The following is a 19,786-nucleotide window of genomic DNA, read 5'->3' on the forward strand; positions in this document are numbered from 1 at the left end:
GGATACAAATGGGATTATTTAACGACAGAAAAAATGAAGCAGGAAAAACAACGGTACCTGTATGGTTTATGAGACAAGCAGGAAGATACCATGCTCATTACCAAAACATAAAAAAAGATAGTGACTTTATGACAATGTGTAAGGACCCAAAACTTGCATACGAAGTTACAATGGGACCAATCAACGAGTTTGATTTTGATGCCGCCATTCTATTTTCAGACCTACTCTTCCCTCTTGAGCAACTTGGTCTTGGCCTTACATATGCTCCAGGACCAATTCTTGAAAAAAGACTAGAAACTGTAAATGACGTAAAAAACTTAAAAATCAAAGCAAGCTCTAAAGACTACTATTCTTTCCAAAAGGATGCATGTTCACTTCTAAGAGCAGGACTTCCGCAAAACAAAACTCTTCTAGGTTTTGTTGGTGCTCCTTTTACTCTTTATAGCTATGCCGTTGAAGGTGCACACTCTGGAGCACTTTACAGCTCTAAGCTTGGCCTTTATGACGGACGTTTTTCTGCATTTTGTGAAATGCTAATTCCTGAACTTCTTGGAGAAATGCGTGAACAGGCACTTGGTGGAGCAGATGCCATGTGCTTATTTGACACAGCAGCTGGAGAACTTTGTTTCTCTGACTACAAAGAATTTATTCTTCCAGTTCTTAGAACTGTTACCAAAGAATTTAAAAAAGAATTCCCGAATAAGAAAGTTATCTACTATTCAAAATTTACTCACATGAATTATTTAAAAGAAATTCAAGATGAAAATATTGATGTTCTTGGAGTTGACTGGAGACATAATTTACCAGAAGTTCTAAATGAACTTAGCGGAGACTACTACATTCAAGGAAATCTTGAACCTGCTTACCTAGGTCTTCCTTGGGAAACTCTAGAGGCCAAGTGGATGGAGCTATTCAAGAGCCTGCAAGATGCTAACGTTAATTTTGATAAGTGGATCTGTGGACTTGGACATGGTTGCCTTCAGTGGATTCCACAAGAAAATGTTAGAAAAAGTGTTGAATTAATTCACAGAAACTTTAAGTATTAATAATATTAATGATTTCAAAAAGTGACTTTCAACATTTAAGCGAGACTTTTAGCGGTCCAGAGGGAAGGTATAATTACTTCCCTCGCATCACTGGCTGGAAAAATAACCTCGATCTTAAAACTTGGTTTGAGTCTCTCGAAAAATACCAGGGAAATGAAATTGACCTCTATATTCATATCCCATTTTGCGAGAGGTTTTGTCACTTCTGTGGCTGTAACATCAAAGTTGCGGCGAAAAATGACATCATTGAAAATTATCTCTCAAAATTAGCTAATGAATGGGCGCTTTATGAAAGGTACAACTTCAAAATTAAAAGCCTCTACTTCGGCGGCGGGACACCAAACTCATTGACGAGTACTCAATTAGAAAGACTTCTAGATACACTCCCAGGAAATTACTCAATTCATAGTGAGTACGATCCAAGATACAAGAACTTTGATTTCATTAACACTCTTATGTCTAGGGGATTAAAGTCTATCTCAATGGGAATTCAAGATTTCGATGAAACAGTCCTGGCATCAATTGGAAGACGAACTGACTTTTTAACTGTTGAAGAAAATTTAAAATACTTCAAGTCGTTAAATCTAGAAAAAATAAGCATTGATCTCATCTATGGACTACCACGCCAAGGAGAAAGTTCGCTAACCAAACTAGAAGAGTTTCTAAAGTTGGATCTCATTAGCAATATCTCCCTCTACCCTTTTGCCGAAGTCCCTTGGTTCAAGGATTTTTACCCTGCCTGGTCCAACGAAAAATTTAGCATAGCGCAAAAGAATGAGCTACAATTTAATTTTATCGAAAAATTGTCAGAATATGGTTTTGCACCAATATCTTTTGGTCATTTTACGAATGATAAAAATCAACTCATGAAACAAGAAAGAACGATCATGGGCTTTAATAAAGAATGCGAAGATATTGTTATCGCCCTCGGGGTCTCTGCAATAAGTTCAACTCCAGAAAACATCAAGCAAAATACGAAAATCTTTGATCATTACATGATAGACATTCAAGGTCAGATTACCGGACATATTCGATCAAATAAAGAAGCACGATTACAGGAGCTACTTTTAAACCTTAGTGCTAACAAAGAAGTTTCTTCTGATAATTTCCAGATTCCACGTGCACTCTTCGAACTCGACCTACTCAAATCAAATGACGCGACTGTATCTTTAAGTGAGAATGGCCGTTATTTCTGCCAATATATTTGTGGAGCTATAGTTAACGAAAATAACTAATGCCCACATGACAGAAAATTACAGAATGTTATGTTTTCATTATTTTTTTATTTCGATTATCATAAATATATAAATAAACGTCCAGGATGGTACAAAATGTTAAATTCAAAGCAACTAAGTCTTATTGCGGCTACATTTTTAGGATTAAATGTTACTGCATCAACTCACCCATTTATTGTTACAGATAGCTCAATGATACAGGAAGGACAAAAGTCTCTTTCATCACTAGAAGTACTTAAGCATGATCAAGGAATGATCCTTGCTCGCGTTGCCGACGAAGAGAAATCAACTCTCTCTCATATTGCTCACGAAGATCATCACAGATGTGGGGGTTACTTTGCATTTGAAACTCAAGCTCAAGCAGAGCAGTTCATTGCCGAGACAAAAAGTAATGACACAACAAAAGCAACTCTTGCTGACTACACAATTAATCAAGAAGATCTAGTTACTGAGTACATTGGAAGAGCGGAAGAGTTTAATATCCGTTCAACAATGTTAAAACTTTCTAGTTACCATAATAGATATTATAAAAGCCAAACAGGTACTGAATCACAAGAGTGGTTGAAGGGATACTGGACTGATCTCACAAAGCATAGAAGTGACATCACTGTGGAATTCTTCAACCACTCTAGTTGGTCTCAACCATCAGTTATAGCAACAATCAAAGGTGAAACTGATGAGGTTATCGTAGTTGGTGGACACGCCGATTCGATCGCAGGTTGGTGGTCACGCGACAAGGCAAGAGCTCCAGGCGCAGACGATAATGCTTCAGGTATTGCGACAATCACTGAGACACTTAAAGTTCTTGCTGAATCAGGATATGCTCCTAAGAAAACAATCAAGTTTATGGCCTATGCAGCAGAAGAAGTTGGTCTCCTTGGATCAAAAGACATTGCAAGATCATTCAAGCAAAAGGGTGTAAACGTAGTTGGTGTTCTTCAAGCAGATATGACAAACCACCATGGTTCAAACACGGACATCACTCTTATAACTGACTTTACAAATGAAGCTCAAAATAACTTCTTAGGAAACCTAATCGACAAGTACCTCCCAGAACTAACTTGGGGAAGAGATACTTGTGGATACGCTTGTTCAGATCACGCTTCTTGGACATCGCAAGGCTTCCCTGCTTCAATCCCATTCGAAGCAAAGAAGAACGACATGAATCACAATATCCACACAGCTAATGACACATTAGAAAAAATGGGTGGAGATGCTAACCATGCACTTAAATTTGCAAAACTAGCACTTTCTTTCGTTATTGAATTAGACAGATAATCAAAGTTATAAGCCCCAACTAGCTTTATGCGACTTGGGGCTTCTTCCAAACTGCTCCAGTTAAATGGGGAAAATTTCCAAACAAGCACTTATCATCAACCTCTACCACTAATTTAAATTTGGGCGTCCCATATATTTTGTTAAATAAGAAGTGGCATTGGAATCAGTAATTAAAAAATAGCCCTTTAAACTAACTCAAATTACCAGAGAAAATTAAGCGGCTAATAAATAATATCCCCATTTAACAGGAGCAGTTCATAGTTTCAACTACTTGAGTAATTTAGGAAATTTTACCCAATATAAAAAAGTCATGTTCACCTTTATAATTTACTTTGTAGGGGGAGCCATGAGAAAAATTATTTTATTCATATTCTTAGTTTATACAGCAAAGTCCTTCGCTCTTAGCGTAACTGATCTAAAAGGTTGCTTCAAGACAATCGATGTAAATGGAACGAGACCAGCACCTGGTCCAATATCATGGCGCAATCAATCACTATTTGAAGAGTTCGATTCATATACTTATAAGACAACTGATACAAATCAGTACCTTGATATTTATGTTTTGAGTCTATTTCAAGGTTACAGTGACCCATATTATTCATATAACCCATTCGTACTTTTTAAAGACAAGGCCGACAAACTCATTGAAGAAGATGGTTACCTTTTCTATGAAGTAGATACAGATGTTTACATGAGCCGTTCAGGACTGTATTCAAAAGTAGACCACTATGTACGCCTTGAAGTGAAAGAGTTCGGTAACGAGCTTGTTGGAAGTGCAGAATTCAAGTCTATTCAAAGAAAATACAATAGAAGGGTAAACTTCACACTTAGAAAAGAAGATTGTCTCTCACAAGATTAAAATTTCACAAGGAATAAAATGAAGATCATTTTTTTAGTTTTTCTATTAGCAAATTTCAATTCACAAGCTTCCGAACTTGAGGCGATTAGCTGGCAAGACACAACAATCGAAAAGAAGGGAATGTTTGTTGGCGATAGCGAGGTTCTTCCTGATGAATTCGACGGTATTGCAGTAAAATTAGCTAACTCTTCATTCGATCATACGATGTCATACGCTCCAAAATACCTTACTTTTGATTATGAGCTTACAAGCTGCCCAGAGATTACATCATTTGAAAGTAAGTTATTCAGTGATGTAAAAAAAATTAGTACACACATCGGTAAAGTAAAATATGTAAAAGTGAAAGAGACATGCAAACTATTTGTAACAATCAAGTCTCCTTATACAGACTTTAAAAGTTTTATCTACAAAATCAAATAATCGAGAAGAGATATAATGAAGAACGCTGCTACTTTTATTTTTTTATTTTTTTGCTCAATATCATATGCAGAGAAAATTTCTAACGAAACAAGTATAAAAACAATTAGAGAAGCAAAGCATAGTCTGACTCTAAAAGGTAACAACTGTAAGGATCTCAATAAAGAGTTCAACGATATAAAAAAATGGTCTGCAAAGAAATTTAAAAGTAAGAATTCTGAATCAAAGCCAGATTGTAAATGTGATGAAGAAACAAATATTTGTAAGATCAATATTGATAAAATTGCACCGGAAATTGTTAAGTTATACCAAGACAGGACCCCAAAGTTTAACGGTCCAAATTGCTGGAATAGCACACTTGTAACAACAGGAATTCTTCCTCACCCACGCTACTCAACTCCAGAAGAGATGGAATTCTGGATGAAATCTCCACTATGCAGAGAAAAGAAACTTGATGAAGAAATGGAGCCTGGTGATGCAATTGCCATAAGAAATTTTGAAGGTGAATATCACGGGTTTATCTATGTTTCAGATAAAATCTCATGGAGTAAAAATGGATATAATAAAAGAGCAAAATATGATCTCCAGGGAACTGAGAATGTGTTTGATGTCTACGGAGTTCCAGAAAAGTGTCAAAGAATTGCTGTCCAAGCAGAAATTCCAAAAGAATGTGCGAAGTATGCAAACGTATACCAATGTCGAAGCTGGAATGAGTATTGGAGTGAAGTAAAAGAGAGCGCGAATGTAGACGAGGATATTGATACACGACTTGATAATATCGATTGTTTAACATCAAAGTATGTTTTTGGTGATATTTCGCCAAGTCCAGAAGCTGTTAAATTAATAGAGGCAACTCTTGATGCTATATCTTTTGAAGTAGTTGATCTGAAAAACAAACTATCAAAAGAAACACCAGAAGCTGAAAGAGTTTATGTTCAAAGGGCCGTACATCGAATTTCAAGCCTTAAAGAACAATTCTATCTAACTTCTGGTTACTTTTAGTTATTATGCACCAAGAATTGAAATTCCCGAATCAACATAGATAACTTGACCTGTTACACCATTAGCAAGTTTCGAGGCTAGGAAGCAAGCGACTCCACCAACGTCTTCTTGTGTTACATTTCTTCTTAGTGGTGCTTTTTCCTCTACGTCTTTTAAAAAGCCTTTAAGACCAGGAACACCTGAAGCTGCAAGCGTTCTAATTGGTCCTGCAGAAATGCAGTTTACTCTGATTCCTTCAGGTCCTAGATCGTCAGCAAGATATCTCATACTTGATTCTAGAGATGCTTTAGCGACACCCATTACGTTATAACCAGAAAGAACTTTAACTGAACCATGGTATGTAAGGGCCATAACTGAACAGTCTGGTGCCATAACTTCTTTTAATACATTACAAGTTGAAATAAGTGAGTAAGCAGAAATATCGTGAGCAAGCTTAAAACCATCACGGCTTGTTTCACTGAATCTCTTTTTTAGATCTTCTTTATCAGAGAAAGCAAGAGAATGTACGATCACATCAACTTGTCCCCATTTCTCTTTAACAATATTTTTCATATTTTCGAGGTGCTCTTCATTACATACATCTAGTTCAAATGTAAACTCACCACCGATCTCGTCACTTAGAGGATTAACTCTCTTCGCAAGCGCTTCATTTAAGAATGAAAATGCGAGTCTTGCACCTTGCTCTTTCATAACATTCGCAATTCCCCATGCGATAGACTTGTCATTTGCAAGTCCTAAAATTAGTACTCTTTTACCTTCTAATAAACTCATATAGTCTCCTTAATTACTTACTAAATAAATATCCCACAGAACGAAGCGATATAAAATGCTTTGGGTCCTTAGGGTTTTTTTCGAAGTATTTTCTAAATCTTACGATGAAATTGTCAATGGTTCTTGTGGATGTTTCTTCATTTAATCCAAGTTCTAATAAAATTTCTGATCTTTTTAGTGCCTTTCCTTCATTTGTAATAAAAAGTTCAAGTAGTACACACTCTTGTCTTGTAAGATTTATCTCTTTCTTACTACCGTAGGCCTTCATATTTTGCAGGTCAATCCACGAATCTCCAAAAATATATTTTTGTTCAATTGACTTGGGAACCCAACTCGATCGCTTGAGTAGCCTTTCAACACGAAGGAGAAATTCATCAATATGAAATGGTTTAGCAAGATAATCATCAGTACCAAGGTTGAAACAATTGATCTTACTTTGGGCTTCATCTTTGGCCGAGAGAATTAGAACCGGAAATTTTTCATCAATTGCTCTAACCTCTTTTAAAACTTGTTCCCCAGAAAGACCAGGTAACATCAAATCAAGAACGAGAAGATCATAACAACCTTCTTTAAATTCTTCTAGGCCTTTATCTCCTCGGTCAATAACTGTGACGATATGTCCCTGAAGCTCAAGATTAAGCTCGATACCTTTTGCAATATTAAATTCGTCCTCAATCACGAGGATTCTTTTTTCTCTATTCATTCCCTACTTACTCACTCTAAAAACGATATGGAAAGAGCTTCCCTTTCCGATTCCGTCACTCGTGGCAAAAACACGCCCACGATGAACACGCATAACTTGAGAAACCATATAAAGGCCAAGTCCACTTCCTTTAACAGACTTTCCAATCTGGTAAAACTTTTTAAATATATCTTTTTGCTTATCTCTTCTAATACCTATTCCATTATCTTTAAAAACCAACTCAAGCTCTCGTCCTTGCAGCTTAAAATAAATATCAATTGTTTTTTGATCGCTCTCATTGTAGCGAAGAGCATTCGTAAATAAATTCATAAAGACGATATCGAGAAGTTTCTTATCAAAAGAAATTTTCGGCATCCCTTCTGATGTACCAACATTGATCTGTGCGCTTTCAAATAAATGGTCTTGCTTACTGATAAATTCTTTTAGAGCATCGGCGATGCTGACGGTTGATAATTCTGGTCGAAAACTCTTATCCTCAATTTTTCCTAGATTTAAAATTTGCTCCACATTTTCTTGCAAACGATCAGTGTCTCTTCTCATGAGATCGAGGTACTGTATTTGCTTTTCTCTTGGAAGTTCATGTTTAAAAAATGTCTCAATAAAGATCTTCAAGCTTGCAATAGGAGTTTTAAGTTCGTGGGTGAAACCATTGATAAAGTTTTGCTGCATGCGATAGAGTTGAATCATCTTCTGATAATAAACAAAAATTAAAATCATCCCAAGAAGAATCACGGCAACAAGGATAGAGAGCGTTACAATCATAATCCAGGTTTCTGGAGATTTAAACTGGTCTGCAGGCAGTCCACTTCGCTGAATAAATTCGCGTAGAGAATCATTAACTCTTAAGTAAGAATCAATGTATAAATATAGCGAAGTCCCAAGAGCAATAAGTGTAAAAACAAAAATTGCCACAGGGTGTAAGAGGTTGATTTTTCTCATGGACGAATACTATCAAGAAGCGATACCCTTTAGCAGTAAACAACGCAGCATTATATGGAGATGTGACACAATGAATCAGTATATCGATCATACCCTACTCAAACCAGAAGCAACACGTGAGCAGATAGAGAAGCTTTGTGAAGAAGCAAAGAAGTACAACTTCAAAAGTGTTTGCCTTAATCCATCATGGGTAAGTTATGCAAAAGAACTTTTAAAAGACTCTGGAGTTCTTGTATGTACTGTAATTGGTTTTCCACTAGGAGCGACGTCAACTCAATCAAAAGCACTTGAAACTGAAGTAGCACTCAAAGATGGTGCTGACGAATTTGATATGGTTATTAATATTGGTGCACTAAAAGAAAATGCGGAGCAGGCAAATACTTTGGTTCAATCTGATATCAGGGCCGTTGTCGATGCTGCAAATGGAAAGACTGTAAAAGTTATCTTTGAAACATGTCTTCTTTCAAATGAAGAAATTCAGCGTGCATGCGAACTTTCTATTAAAGCAGGTGCTCATTTTGTAAAAACTTCTACGGGATTTAGTACTGCCGGGGCGAACCTAGAAGTCGTTAAATTAATGCTTGATACAGTTGGTAGTCGTGCTCTAGTAAAAGCATCTGGCGGAGTAAGATCTCTTGAAGATGCAAAAATTTATATCGATATGGGCGTAAAACGTCTGGGAACAAGCTCAGGTGTAGCAATCATGGAAGGACAGGAGACTAAAGGAGGCTACTAACTACCAGCCTCCACCGCCGCCACCTCCGCCGCCGCCACCAGAAGATGAACCGCTAGAAGAACTCGAAGATGATGCCATCGCACTTGTTAAAGATGAACCAAGTGAAGATGCTATCAAAGTAGCAGAAGAAAAACTTGTTCCACTTCCGCGATACCAAGAACTTGAATAATGTCCGGTACGAACATTGCGAACAGCTTCAGTCACCTCTTTATCAAAACGTGTACTCCACTGGACTTCCTCACCGAGGGCCAAGGCATAAGGTAAATACTTTTCAAAAATTTCCACTGTCATTTTTGGTGGGTTTAATTTATCAAGACGATCTTTTTCTGCAATTGAGAGATAAAGTTTAAATCCTTCGATTTCACGATGAAGTCGATAACCTTTCTTTGTCGGTCTTCCCATAAGGGCCAAGTAGATACCGAGGGACAATGACAACATTAAAAAAATAATAATTAGCAAGTATGAATTTCCAATACAGATACTTGCAAAAACACCACCATGAAATCCCATAAAGAGTACTGGAAAAATAACAAATATCTTATGACGTTTACTCTTTATACCTTTTTTAAAAAATGTACTTGTAAGAAGATAGCCAATTGCCGCATACTCGATCAGACCAACGAAAACGCCAATTGCTTCTTCTCCAAATCCCTTAAATGCCTCATAACCAGCGAAAAATATAATAAAGCAGGCTAATACACCATAAGACCAATTAGAAATATAAATATCTTTCTTTAAACTTTTCAACGCCAAGTCATACTTAATCTTAACTTTAACTAATGTGCTACGACTTGAGCGAGAGATTTTAACTCGATCAGTGCTTTCAAATAAAGTTTCAAATAAGACCTTTTCTTCCGCAGGAAGAGTGTTTACTTCAGGATGACTCTCATTTTTTTCTAAATAAAAGCTTCCCTCTTCGCTGATTGTAACAAAGCCCTTGACCGCCAGACTAAGAATTGAAGCAGAAATCGCCTCTTTGGAAGCACCGTAGAGATAAATTAAGTTGGCGCCTGCCGCAGAAATATCTTCAGGCGGATAAAAGCGAGGAATGACAATTTTATCCGTAGGGTCTTTTCCAGTTTGGTACCAAATAAAAACAAGCGCAAAGAATACAGCGATAATCAGAAAGAACTTACTAACAATACCCGTGACTTCTATATCTTGCCAAACAAGTGAAGGCCCTGAGAGTTTGGCCACTTGATCAATTGGAAATCGAACCGCAACTGACCAACCTTCACCAGGGTTTAAAGTACGAGTTGTTTCGACTTCAACAATATCGTTCCCAGAGACAATTTTAAAATCCGCCCCACGAGTTCCATACTTACCAGTGTAAGCAACTTCAAAGTTAAGAGATTTCGGATTAGAGGAGTTCAGTTGAAAAGCAACGCGACTTTTCTCAATTGGAAACTTCCAGCCATCTCCAGTAATATTCCAGAATAACTCTCCTAAACCAACATCATCAAGAAAATTAATATGGCGATTCATCAAATAACTAAAACGATAACGATGAATACCGTTTTTGAGGAAGGTATCTTTACGCCCAAAATAGATTCGAATAGAGTTTTTCATCGACTTCACATGGAAGTCTTCTTTTTGACCATCTCGCCGTAAATCTAAAATCCGAAAGGCATTTGAAACAATATTCCCATTACCCTTTCCACGAATCAAAGGAAGATCGCGATAAATCCCACGCTTAATATTTCTTCCTTCACTTTCGACTTCAATTTCTTCGGTCACTGTAATAGTTGAATCAGCATTGATAATAATACTGACATCAAAATCCGAGATTCTTTCTGCCGCTAGATTATTGAAAGAAAATAATATAAAAAGAACGAGTGCTAATTTCTTAGCTAAAATCAAAATTTAATCTCCGGTATTACTGTTTCACTTTCATCAACATCAAAGAAGTCTTGTTTTTTGAAATGAAAGAGGTTTGCTATAATATTACCAGGGAATGTTTGTACCGAAATATTTAGCTCTCTGACTGTTCCATTAAAATAACGTCTTGAGATTTGAATTTCATCCTCAAGTTTAGAAATTTGCTTTTGAAATTCTTTAAAGTTTTCATTAGCTTTTAGGTCAGGATAGTTCTCCGCTAATGCAAAGATAGACCTTAAGTTTGTAGTAAAATCTTTTTCCTTCTCAAGTAACTCACTAGGAGAGCCTTGAGAATTCAAACAATTTTCACGTGAACTTAGAACTTTCGAAAAGAGCTTATCCTCATGCGAGGCGTATGATTTGACTGTCTCAATAAGCATTGGAATAAGATCATAACGCCTTTTCAACTGAACTTCGACACCACTCCATGCTTCTTCAGTCATGGCCGTCTTGGTAACAAGAATATTGTAGATAAAAATAGTAGTAAAAATAGTAAGAACAACTAGTGCAAAAAACACTATTAGGGCTATTGGCATAATTCCTCCGATTTAAAACCTTATCGGCTGGAATTACAACAAGTTAAATAAAAAAGGCCTGAATTTCAGGCCTCGTTTATCTTAGAATTTTTCTGCGTAATATGGAAATGCTTCTTGGAAGTCTTTAAGTTGCTCAGCTGTTAATTGCTCCTGTCCAACTTGTCTCAAAAAGACAGTCTTGAAAGCGTTTAAACCTTCAAACATATATTCTTCTACTTCAAGTCCAACTTTAGCGTCAAACTCAGCATTCATAAGCTCTAACCAGTCAAGGATCACATTGAGCTTCATCACGTTAGTAAGTTGTGCCTTTTCAAGAATAAGATTAATTCTTGCGGCTGCGATTGCTCCGATTGTGTGAGTATCTTGGAATGTTCCAAGCGTACTACTTTGAGAATAATCATAAGTTGAAAAGAAAACCTCTGCGACCTCTTTAGAGAAGGCCTTAACCTTGAAGTTAGCAAAGAATAAACTATCAACTTCTCTTTCATCATCAAAACCGAAAATTCCATCGAGGCTTGCTTTTGCTTTATCAAGTGTAAAGTATGCGAAAAGATCGGCAAAACCTTCATTAAAAGACGATAGAACATCTTGAGTTGTAACCTGACGTTGAGAGAAAGCTTCCTGAGATGATCCTGACGTATTCTTAAGGACACGGTTTAACTCTTTGTGACCTTCAAAACATGTATGCTTCAATGTTGCCTTAAGGTTTAACTGGCCTTGAGACTCAGGAAAAAATGAAGCAAAGATATGGTGTCCATATTCGTGAGAGGCTACAAATGGAATTTCCCAGTAATCAACGTGCTTATCTCCTAGGTAATTTTTAAATTCCTTACTATGAGGAATAAAATATAAACCGCTATTATAATAAAAGGCATTATCCGTCATAACAGATTTTTCAGAGTAAACCATGTCATCACTACTTTCATGATAGTACTCATAAGTAGTGCTAACAATTGGATGAGTGAAAACAGTAATTGGTAGAACCTTATTTGCTTTTCCAGTAAGCTCAAGAGCGTGGAAGCTTAAGTCAAGAGATGTTAGGATGTCCGCCGCAATATGCTGAACAGATTCCCTCTCAATTAATTGGTTTCCACAAATCTTTAGTGGTCCACCACTAACTCCACCAGATACATTTGTTCCACCAATAATTTGATTATCATCATTAAAAACAAGCTTGTAAGTATCACTCATTTCACGACCATAAATTGTCGAGTTTATGAATTTAGAGTCAGCTCTTTTTACAACTGGCGACCCGTCATAAAGAGCTTCGAGAGAAACTTTATCATTCAAAACGATGCCACTATTCTCATACGAATAGATATTAAAAAGCGCATCAAATTGAGTTGTGTCACCACAATCAAAATGCGTGTTCTTATATTGTAAAGGATTTGAAGAAAAAGAGAATTCATCCTGTTTTTTTACTGATTCAGCAACCGATGGTCTTGCATCATCAGAACTACTTCCACAGCTTGTTAATACAAAAGCAGGAAGAATCATTAAAAGAGTTAGTCTGTTACGAAAATTCATTATAGTCCCCTAAGTTGTAGGGCACTAAGTATCAGAAAAACAAACGACTAACAAATAAAAAGAATAATCGAATAAAATTTAGCCTACATAAGTATCTAATTTTATTATGTATTAAAATAGTCTCGTTTAATTAATCCGGCCTCGCTGAGTTTATTTATCTGTGATGGCACCACACCTGTTGAAACAAGTTCACCTTCAATAGTCTCAAGAATTGAAGAAGTTAATACTGTATTTCCCTCCATTGAATTAACCTCGAGTACTTGTTTTACAACTCTTTTACCACCTGGGCCCTTACCGAGTTGAATGATAAAGTCGATGGCCTGGGACATCTGTCTTCTGACCACGTGATAAGGGAGATCAAAACCGGCCATAAGATATAAAGTTTCAAGACGAGAAAGCGCCTCGACTGAAGAGTTTGCGTGAACAGAAGTCATTGAACCTTCATGACCAGTATTCATGGCCTGTAAAAGATCAAATACTTCACCTCCTCTAACCTCGCCAATAATAATGCGATCAGGACGCATACGTAATGTATTCTTTACAAGTTCTCTTGTAGAAATAGTTTCACCTGTAGACTCAAGCCTCTTCCCTGCTTCAAGTCGAACATTATTAATTTGTGAAACACTTAACTCTAATGAGTCTTCAATCGTGATGATTCTTTGGTCTGGAGAAATCTCACGAACAAGCATATTCATAAATGTTGTTTTCCCAACACCTGTTCCTCCAGAAACAATAACATTCATGCGAGAAGCAATTATTGACTTGAAAAACGGTACCCATTGCTCAGAAATTCCAAAAGACTGTGAATGGTCATCGAGAGTTAAATTTGCCGCAGTGTATTTCCTAATCGTAATTGCACAGAAGTTTGTACAAAAAGGTTCGAGAACTATATTAATACGAGATCCATCAGGTAAATTACCATCTAGAATTGGATTATCACCATCGCATTCTTTACGGTTGTAATCAGCGACTTCTTTGATAAAGGTAGAGATATCATTTCTTGAAAAAGAAGCATTGAGCCCAATAAACTCACCTGCTCGTTCAACAAAGATAGACTTTGGCCCATTGATAACGATCTCCGTAATTCCTTTCTTCGTTGCTAAATCTTCAAGCATTTTCCATACTGGATTCAAATTCTACTCCTAGACTATTTTCATGGTGAAAAGTTCCGTCTCGCCAATACTGGCTCCATAAGTCAGGAAATTTTTTGCCATAATTTCTTTTTGTTCTTCACTTAAATTAATATAAATCGACTCGTAAGAAAAATTCTGCTCGATATAAGCGCTAAGCTTATCTTCTCCAAGAAAACTCACAAGGTGATGAATAAGAATAATAATGTAATCTACGTTAATTACTTTCTCAGTCATATTCTTTAAGTACTTCATCGTGATTTCATTTGGATAAAGAGGATGCTTAGTAATATCATTCACCCCTTGATCTGCACAATCGAGTTTCATATACATTCCAAAAAGCACGAGACGAGAATAACCCGAAACCGTTGCAAAGCGAAAGTTCTGTTCAAACTCTAAAATATCATCAACTAAAGTAAAATCTACTTTTTCGATATGTGCACTCTTATAAACGATTCCCATATAGAATGAAAGAATTCTATCCCTAACACCATGCCAACCAAGCTTCTTCATATGAGCATGAACATCTACTTCTTCACCGTTACTTAGTAGACGATTCACAATCCCCATTAGAGAAGGATGTTCCAAAATGTAACTTTGAAGACCTGTATGAAAACGACTTGTAGTCGACATATCAACACGAAGTAACCGAGTGTACTCATCAGGCATATCAATATAATTATATTCTTCCATAAGACTATTCTAATAAACTTTAGCGCTACCAACAATAACGAAATTTGGTATAATGAATAAAAAGAAAATAGATGTGAGAAAAGTTTGAAAATACCAATTTTAGAAGAAATTAAAATTACAACTCTCGATATGAGTGAGCTACGTGCTTTATTTACAAAATTTAAAGTTGGTAATACCCCTTGCTATACGGATCTTTCAAATTTAAGTGCAGAACGACTCATTGAAGTAACAACAGTCCTAGAACTTGTTTTAAACGATATGAATATTTCGCCAAAATTTCCATATCCTTACTATCTCATCACACCTCATTTAGAAGTGAATACTTTCTTTCCTCTCTTAAAAAGCGTTGAAAGGATACCAAATTACTTCAAGATAGAGAGTAAACGAGTAACTAATAAAGAACAAAAAATTCTAGATAAAATTGAAGTTATCTGCTCACAGATACAAAACCAAGAGGTTCAATCACGCCTTGAAGAATATAGAATGAGTATATTGCCACAGAGGTTTATTAAATCTCTGGCAAAAGAAGGTATGTTTCTTGAAAAAGTATTAAAACAGCTATCAGGTGAATCATGAACAAGAAAACAAAACTTAACCTTACTCCAAAAATGAAAGAAGAGCTCAAAGGTTTTGAAGAATTAATCGAAGGATTTCTTGATGAACAAGAAGAACAAAAGATAAAGAGCCAGCTTTCAAATGATAAAAATTATGATTCATACAAAAACTATAACCATCTTGAGTTAGAGCGAGAAAGAGTTCAGAAGCTTTCTTCGATGATTAGTAGAAAGATTCCAAATGTTATTGAACATAATATGAGTGGTAGCATTGTAGAAAAGCTCACAAGCTACAACTATAATATCAAAGAAGAGATTGTGGATGAAATTAAAAAATTTGATTCTGTCTTCAACAAGAATATCCGTGTACTATTTAATAAGGCTTTTAGAGTTAAATAAGGAGACATTATGAAACTAAAACTACTTCTAGCTGTGCTAGTAGCGCAACTATCATTTTCACAAACAATGCTTAAAGAAATTAAGCTTTCTGGAGACCAAGGAGGAAGAATCACTGGTCAAGACTGGTCGAGCACAGAGCTTGTGAACAAGGTTCATGTACTTTTCTATGTAGATCCAGATGAAAAAGATATGAACGAGCACGTAGGTCAGGCCCTTAAGAAAGAACAATTCTCTCGTGACAACTACCAGTCACTTGCTGTAATTAATATGGGCGCAACTTGGAAGCCAAACTTTATTCTCGAGTCAGTTCTTGAAGGAAAGCAAAAAGAATACCCTGATACAATTTATGTAAAAGACTTTAATAAAGCACTAGTTAAAGAGTGGAATCTACAAGATGATTCGAGCAATGTTCTTCTATTCAACAAGAAAGGTGAACTAATCTACAAAATCGAAGGAAAAGCAACTGATGAGCAGGTCACAGAGCTTATCGGACTAGTAAAAGCAAATCTATAAAAAGCAAAGGGGTCATCAAGACCCCTTTATTATTCTTTCAACAAAATACTATCAAATTTAAAATCAAATGGTTCTTTATAAGTTTTTCTCAATAACTCTTTGCCATTCATTGTTGGCCATATAACTTCAATTTTTTGAACTTGAGATTTGCCTAGGCCAAATAATAAGTAATGTGAGTTCTGAGATGGGAATGGACCATAACTTGGCTGAAAATATCGTGATTGAACCTCTCCCGTCTTTGCTGTCACGATAACCTTAGCACCAATTCCGGAGATATTGGCCTTTTTTCCCTGAAGAGCAACTTTGATTGAATTATTTTCATCTTGAGTGTTATTTTTGAAAAGGTACATTCTCTTTTTAATTTTAGAATTTCTCGTTGAGACTTGAGATACCAAGATATCGTCTTTTCCATCATTATTATAATCAAAAACAATAACTCCAGACGGATTTACGATATCGATTCCAAGTGGCTTGGCCAAATCTTGAAATGAATGATCATTGTGTTGATGAAATAACACAAGTCTCGACTTTGTTGGAAAGCCCGTATTCTCAACAAGTAGATCTTGGAGACCATCATTATTGTAATCAAACCAAACTCCACGTTGATCACCTTGATCCCAGTTCGTATCCCCTGCATCACTTGTATAGTCGGTTCTAATGAAAGTAGGAATTCGACCTAGCCCCTCACCAGTTAAGATACTAGAGCGGTCGCGATTTTCATTATCATAGGAGTGGGAAACTTCACCAAGAGCGATGTCCATGATTCCATCGTTATTATAGTCAGTGCAAACCGAAAATGTAGAATTACCATTTCCTTTAGGAATTAAACGCCCTTCAATATCTCCGGCGAATCCACTTTCCATCCCCACATCTTCAAAAGTGTATATGCCTTTTTCAAATCTCCCTAACCAAAGCTTATTCGGATACCCCGACGAGTTTGTAACAAGGATATCAAGCAGACCATCCCCATTAAGGTCACAATGTGAAACACCAAAAGTAGGAGCAGCGTTGATATACTCTCCATCTTTTTTTAGTCTTTCATCTTCAAGTGCACCTGAGACATTTGTAATTTTAGAATTTTTATAAGTGAATAGTTCATCAGGTAAGGGCTTAGCATAGTTATCCCCTTTTGAGAGGTCATACCAGTTTCCAACATAAATATCGAGTACACCATCATAATCATAATCGAATAGGGATACCGAAGTCACTGGCATATTCTTCACAAACTTATAAAGCTCATGATACTTAAAGATCAAATTTCCGCGACGTTTTTGCCCGATATAAACTTGTAATGGAGTTTTAGTAAGCTCAGTCTTCTGGTTATGTACACCTACAAGAATATCCGGTATTCCATCGCGATTAAAATCATCAATAATTAAAAAAGACGCTTTTACAGGACGATCAAAGAAAATGGACTTTGAAACACTGAAACCCTTAGCCGTCCTCTCAAGAAAAACTGGAGTTGAGTATTGTTCCGGGAGAATAATAAGGTCTTGCATTCCATCAGCGTTCAAATCATAAGCATAGTTTCGAACAGAAGAAAAACTACTGAGCCCTACCTCTTCAGTGACATCAACAAAAGATGCAGATGGGCTGGTTGGCCCAAAGGATACATCTACAAAAGACTTTAAGATCTTATCGGAATTAACAACTGGCTCCGGTTTTTTTACATTTCCGGAGCAGGCAGTTAATAAAATTAAAACGACAAGAGCTGAAGCTTTCATTAGTACTCGATAATATCGAGACCGTAACCATCATTATCACAAACGTGCTTAGAAGCTGTTGTGATAGTTTTATCTTCATTACTAGTCATACCTTTAAGGTTGTTAATGAAGTTTTGACGAGACTCTTTCAATGTAATTTTTGCTAAGCTTAGAACATAGTCTTTCTTTGCTTGGTCAATTTTATCATTATTAAGAATCGAAGTTGTTCTTGAAATTACAGCGATCATTACATAAAGATCAATAACCATATTAGCTAGTCTTTTTTGTGGAAGTTCATGATCAATAATTTTCTTACCATATTTAATTAGAGCATTCTCAACCTGAATTGCAAAACCACCAAGCATTGAGTTGAAGTAACCTGCATACTCTTCTAGTTCAGGGTGAGCCTTCGTAATTGATCTTTGTCCGATCATTTTTGAAACTCTATTCTTTGCGAAATTTGTAAGAACACCAAGTGACTTAATTGGATCTTGAAGTGCGCTTGAGATATCAGAAACTTTTCCAAGCTCTTTAAGTGCATCAGATGGACCTCTCACTCCAGAGAGAGCAAGGAAGCATCTAAGAATCTCATTTGTTCCTTCAAAAATTAGGTTAATTCTTGAGTCTCTCATAATTCTTTCATATGGGTACTCTTTCATGTAACCATTACCAGCTGCAATTTGAAGACCCGTATCAACCACTTTCCATAGTGATTCAGAACCGTAAATTTTACAAACAGCAGTTTCTAAGAAGTAGTCATTAAGACCTTTGCACATATTACCTGTTGTCATGTATACGATAGATTCAGTCGCGTAACATCTCGCTGCCATCTCAGCAAGTTTTTCTTGAATCATTCCAAACTCAGCAATTGGCTTATCAAATTGCTTTCTACCTTTAGCATGTTCAGTCGCTAGTTTTAGAATTGACTTCATTCCACCAACACAACCAGCACCTAGAGAAAGACGTCCCGAATTAAGAACGTTCATCGCAATCTTGAAACCTTTTCCAAGCTCACCAATAATATTTTCTTTTGGAACAATTACTTTATCAAAGTATACGGCACGAGTCTCACTCGCTCTAATTCCCATCTTGTTCTCTTTTTCACCAAAAGATACACCTTCCATTGATTTTTCTACGATAAAACAAGAGATTCTCTCTTTGATCTCACCATCAACTTCGTGATCTGTTTTAGCAAAAACTGAGTAGAACTCTGCAGTTCCAGCATTTGTAATCCAAAGCTTTTGACCATTTAATGTATAAGTCCCATCACCATTATCAACAGCTTTTGTTTTAATTGAATAAGCATCAGATCCAGAACCTGGCTCAGTTAAACAAAAAGAAGCTAATTTCTCACCTGAAGCTAGTGCAGGTAACCACTTTGCTTTTTGCTCTGGCGTTCCTTCATTAATAAGAGCACGGTAGCCAATTGATTGGTGAGCCCCTAGCATTGTAGCAACAGATCCATCAAAAGAGGCAACTTCAGCAAATACTCTACTATATAATGAGTAATCTAATTGAAGACCACCAAACTCTTCTTCTACGGCCATACCGCAAAGCCCAAGTTCCGCAAGCCCTTGTACAACTTCGTCTGGGATTTTTGACTCATGGTCCATCTTTTCGCCATCGATAGAATCTTCACAGTATTTTGAAACTGCGTTCACCATTTCTTTTGCAAACTCTTGTTGCTCTGAAGAAAAGTGTGGGAATGGGAAAATTGAGTTCTCATCTACTTCACCGTAGAAAAGACTACCAACAACTGAATTCATCATAGTTTTTGACTCTGACATTTTATATCCTTTTATGCTTGAAATATTTTAAAATATTCTAGCACGAGATTATGCAAAAAAAGAAGATTTAAAATAACTGA

At 36.4% G+C, this 19,786-nt stretch carries 20 protein-coding genes; 10 read left to right on the forward strand and 10 right to left on the reverse strand.

Going from position 1 to position 19,786, the window contains the following annotated elements:
* Window positions 1-8 precede the first annotated feature (8 nt).
* The 6 genes from M900_RS06715 to M900_RS06740 all read left to right on the forward strand — a co-directional run bounded on the left by M900_RS06715 (window position 9) and on the right by M900_RS06740 (window position 5,837).
* A complete protein-coding gene (locus tag M900_RS06715; RefSeq protein WP_021274230.1) occupies window positions 9-1,046 on the forward strand; it encodes a uroporphyrinogen decarboxylase family protein in 1,038 nt (345 codons plus the stop codon).
* A gap of 8 nt (window positions 1,047-1,054) precedes the next feature.
* Window positions 1,055-2,281: a radical SAM protein gene (locus M900_RS06720; RefSeq protein ID WP_021274136.1), complete on the forward strand. Its 1,227-nt coding sequence runs from the start codon at window positions 1,055-1,057 to the stop codon at window positions 2,279-2,281.
* 96 nt (window positions 2,282-2,377) lie between these two features.
* Window positions 2,378-3,559: a M20/M25/M40 family metallo-hydrolase gene (locus tag M900_RS06725; RefSeq protein WP_021274189.1), complete on the forward strand. Its 1,182-nt coding sequence runs from the start codon at window positions 2,378-2,380 to the stop codon at window positions 3,557-3,559.
* Between the two features lie 346 nt (window positions 3,560-3,905).
* Window positions 3,906-4,418, forward strand: coding sequence for a hypothetical protein (locus tag M900_RS06730; protein WP_021274246.1), 513 nt, complete (start codon window positions 3,906-3,908; stop codon window positions 4,416-4,418).
* Between the two features lie 18 nt (window positions 4,419-4,436).
* Window positions 4,437-4,838: a hypothetical protein gene (locus M900_RS06735; RefSeq protein ID WP_021274153.1), complete on the forward strand. Its 402-nt coding sequence runs from the start codon at window positions 4,437-4,439 to the stop codon at window positions 4,836-4,838.
* A gap of 15 nt (window positions 4,839-4,853) precedes the next feature.
* Entirely contained in the window at window positions 4,854-5,837 is a 984-nt protein-coding gene (locus M900_RS06740; protein ID WP_021274240.1) for a hypothetical protein, read from the forward strand.
* Between the two features lie 3 nt (window positions 5,838-5,840).
* On the opposite strand, the gene M900_RS06745 is transcribed toward M900_RS06740, so the two are convergent.
* From M900_RS06745 to M900_RS06755, 3 genes are read right to left on the reverse strand one after another with little or no spacing between them, the layout of a single operon-like run.
* Window positions 5,841-6,608 (reverse strand): enoyl-ACP reductase, encoded by a 768-nt coding sequence (locus M900_RS06745; RefSeq protein ID WP_021274174.1) that lies wholly within the window; start codon window positions 6,606-6,608, stop codon window positions 5,841-5,843.
* A 13-nt stretch (window positions 6,609-6,621) separates the two neighbouring features.
* Window positions 6,622-7,311, reverse strand: a complete 690-nt coding sequence (locus tag M900_RS06750) for a response regulator transcription factor (protein ID WP_021274115.1) — start codon at window positions 7,309-7,311, stop codon at window positions 6,622-6,624.
* A gap of 3 nt (window positions 7,312-7,314) precedes the next feature.
* Window positions 7,315-8,250, reverse strand: coding sequence for a sensor histidine kinase KdpD (locus M900_RS06755; protein ID WP_021274175.1), 936 nt, complete (start codon window positions 8,248-8,250; stop codon window positions 7,315-7,317).
* Between the two features lie 70 nt (window positions 8,251-8,320).
* Here M900_RS06755 and deoC point away from each other — a divergent pair, with 70 nt between their 5' ends.
* The gene (deoC, locus tag M900_RS06760; protein WP_021274094.1) at window positions 8,321-8,986 is read left to right on the forward strand and encodes a deoxyribose-phosphate aldolase; all 666 of its coding nucleotides are present in this window, start codon (window positions 8,321-8,323) and stop codon (window positions 8,984-8,986) included.
* Here deoC and M900_RS06765 read toward each other — a convergent pair whose 3' ends face one another.
* From M900_RS06765 to M900_RS06785, 5 genes are all read right to left on the reverse strand, one after another.
* A complete protein-coding gene (locus M900_RS06765) occupies window positions 8,987-10,846 on the reverse strand; it encodes a DUF2207 domain-containing protein (RefSeq protein ID WP_021274080.1) in 1,860 nt (619 codons plus the stop codon).
* Window positions 10,843-11,400: a LemA family protein gene (locus M900_RS06770; protein WP_021274180.1), complete on the reverse strand. Its 558-nt coding sequence runs from the start codon at window positions 11,398-11,400 to the stop codon at window positions 10,843-10,845. Before M900_RS06770 ends, M900_RS06765 begins: the two co-directional genes overlap by 4 nt.
* A gap of 81 nt (window positions 11,401-11,481) precedes the next feature.
* Window positions 11,482-12,927, reverse strand: a complete 1,446-nt coding sequence (locus tag M900_RS06775; RefSeq protein WP_021274086.1) for a hypothetical protein — start codon at window positions 12,925-12,927, stop codon at window positions 11,482-11,484.
* Between the two features lie 104 nt (window positions 12,928-13,031).
* On the reverse strand, window positions 13,032-14,060 hold the full coding sequence (locus M900_RS06780) for a CpaF family protein (RefSeq protein ID WP_021274295.1): 1,029 nt from the start codon (window positions 14,058-14,060) through the stop codon (window positions 13,032-13,034).
* 9 nt (window positions 14,061-14,069) lie between these two features.
* A complete protein-coding gene (locus tag M900_RS06785; protein ID WP_021274224.1) occupies window positions 14,070-14,750 on the reverse strand; it encodes a hypothetical protein in 681 nt (226 codons plus the stop codon).
* Window positions 14,751-14,834: 84 nt separating this feature from the next.
* On the opposite strand from M900_RS06785, the gene M900_RS06790 reads away from it, so the two are divergent.
* From M900_RS06790 to M900_RS06800, 3 genes are read left to right on the forward strand one after another with little or no spacing between them, the layout of a single operon-like run.
* Complete coding sequence (locus M900_RS06790; protein WP_021274139.1) at window positions 14,835-15,326, forward strand: hypothetical protein; 492 nt, start codon at window positions 14,835-14,837, stop codon at window positions 15,324-15,326.
* Window positions 15,323-15,703, forward strand: a complete 381-nt coding sequence (locus tag M900_RS06795) for a hypothetical protein (protein ID WP_021274067.1) — start codon at window positions 15,323-15,325, stop codon at window positions 15,701-15,703. Before M900_RS06790 ends, M900_RS06795 begins: the two co-directional genes overlap by 4 nt.
* 9 nt (window positions 15,704-15,712) lie before the next feature.
* Complete coding sequence (locus M900_RS06800) at window positions 15,713-16,216, forward strand: YtfJ family protein (RefSeq protein WP_021274044.1); 504 nt, start codon at window positions 15,713-15,715, stop codon at window positions 16,214-16,216.
* 29 nt (window positions 16,217-16,245) lie between these two features.
* On the opposite strand, the gene M900_RS06805 is transcribed toward M900_RS06800, so the two are convergent.
* Together M900_RS06805 and M900_RS06810 are read right to left on the reverse strand one after the other, a co-directional pair.
* Window positions 16,246-17,940, reverse strand: coding sequence for a CRTAC1 family protein (locus M900_RS06805; RefSeq protein WP_021274298.1), 1,695 nt, complete (start codon window positions 17,938-17,940; stop codon window positions 16,246-16,248).
* Window positions 17,940-19,706, reverse strand: a complete 1,767-nt coding sequence (locus M900_RS06810) for an acyl-CoA dehydrogenase family protein (RefSeq protein ID WP_021274013.1) — start codon at window positions 19,704-19,706, stop codon at window positions 17,940-17,942. The genes M900_RS06805 and M900_RS06810 overlap by 1 nt, the downstream gene beginning before the upstream one ends.
* Window positions 19,707-19,786 lie beyond the last annotated feature (80 nt).

Origin of the sequence: Bacteriovorax sp. Seq25_V (assembly GCF_000447795.1) — a bacterium.
Taxonomy (GTDB): domain Bacteria; phylum Bdellovibrionota; class Bacteriovoracia; order Bacteriovoracales; family Bacteriovoracaceae; genus Halobacteriovorax_A.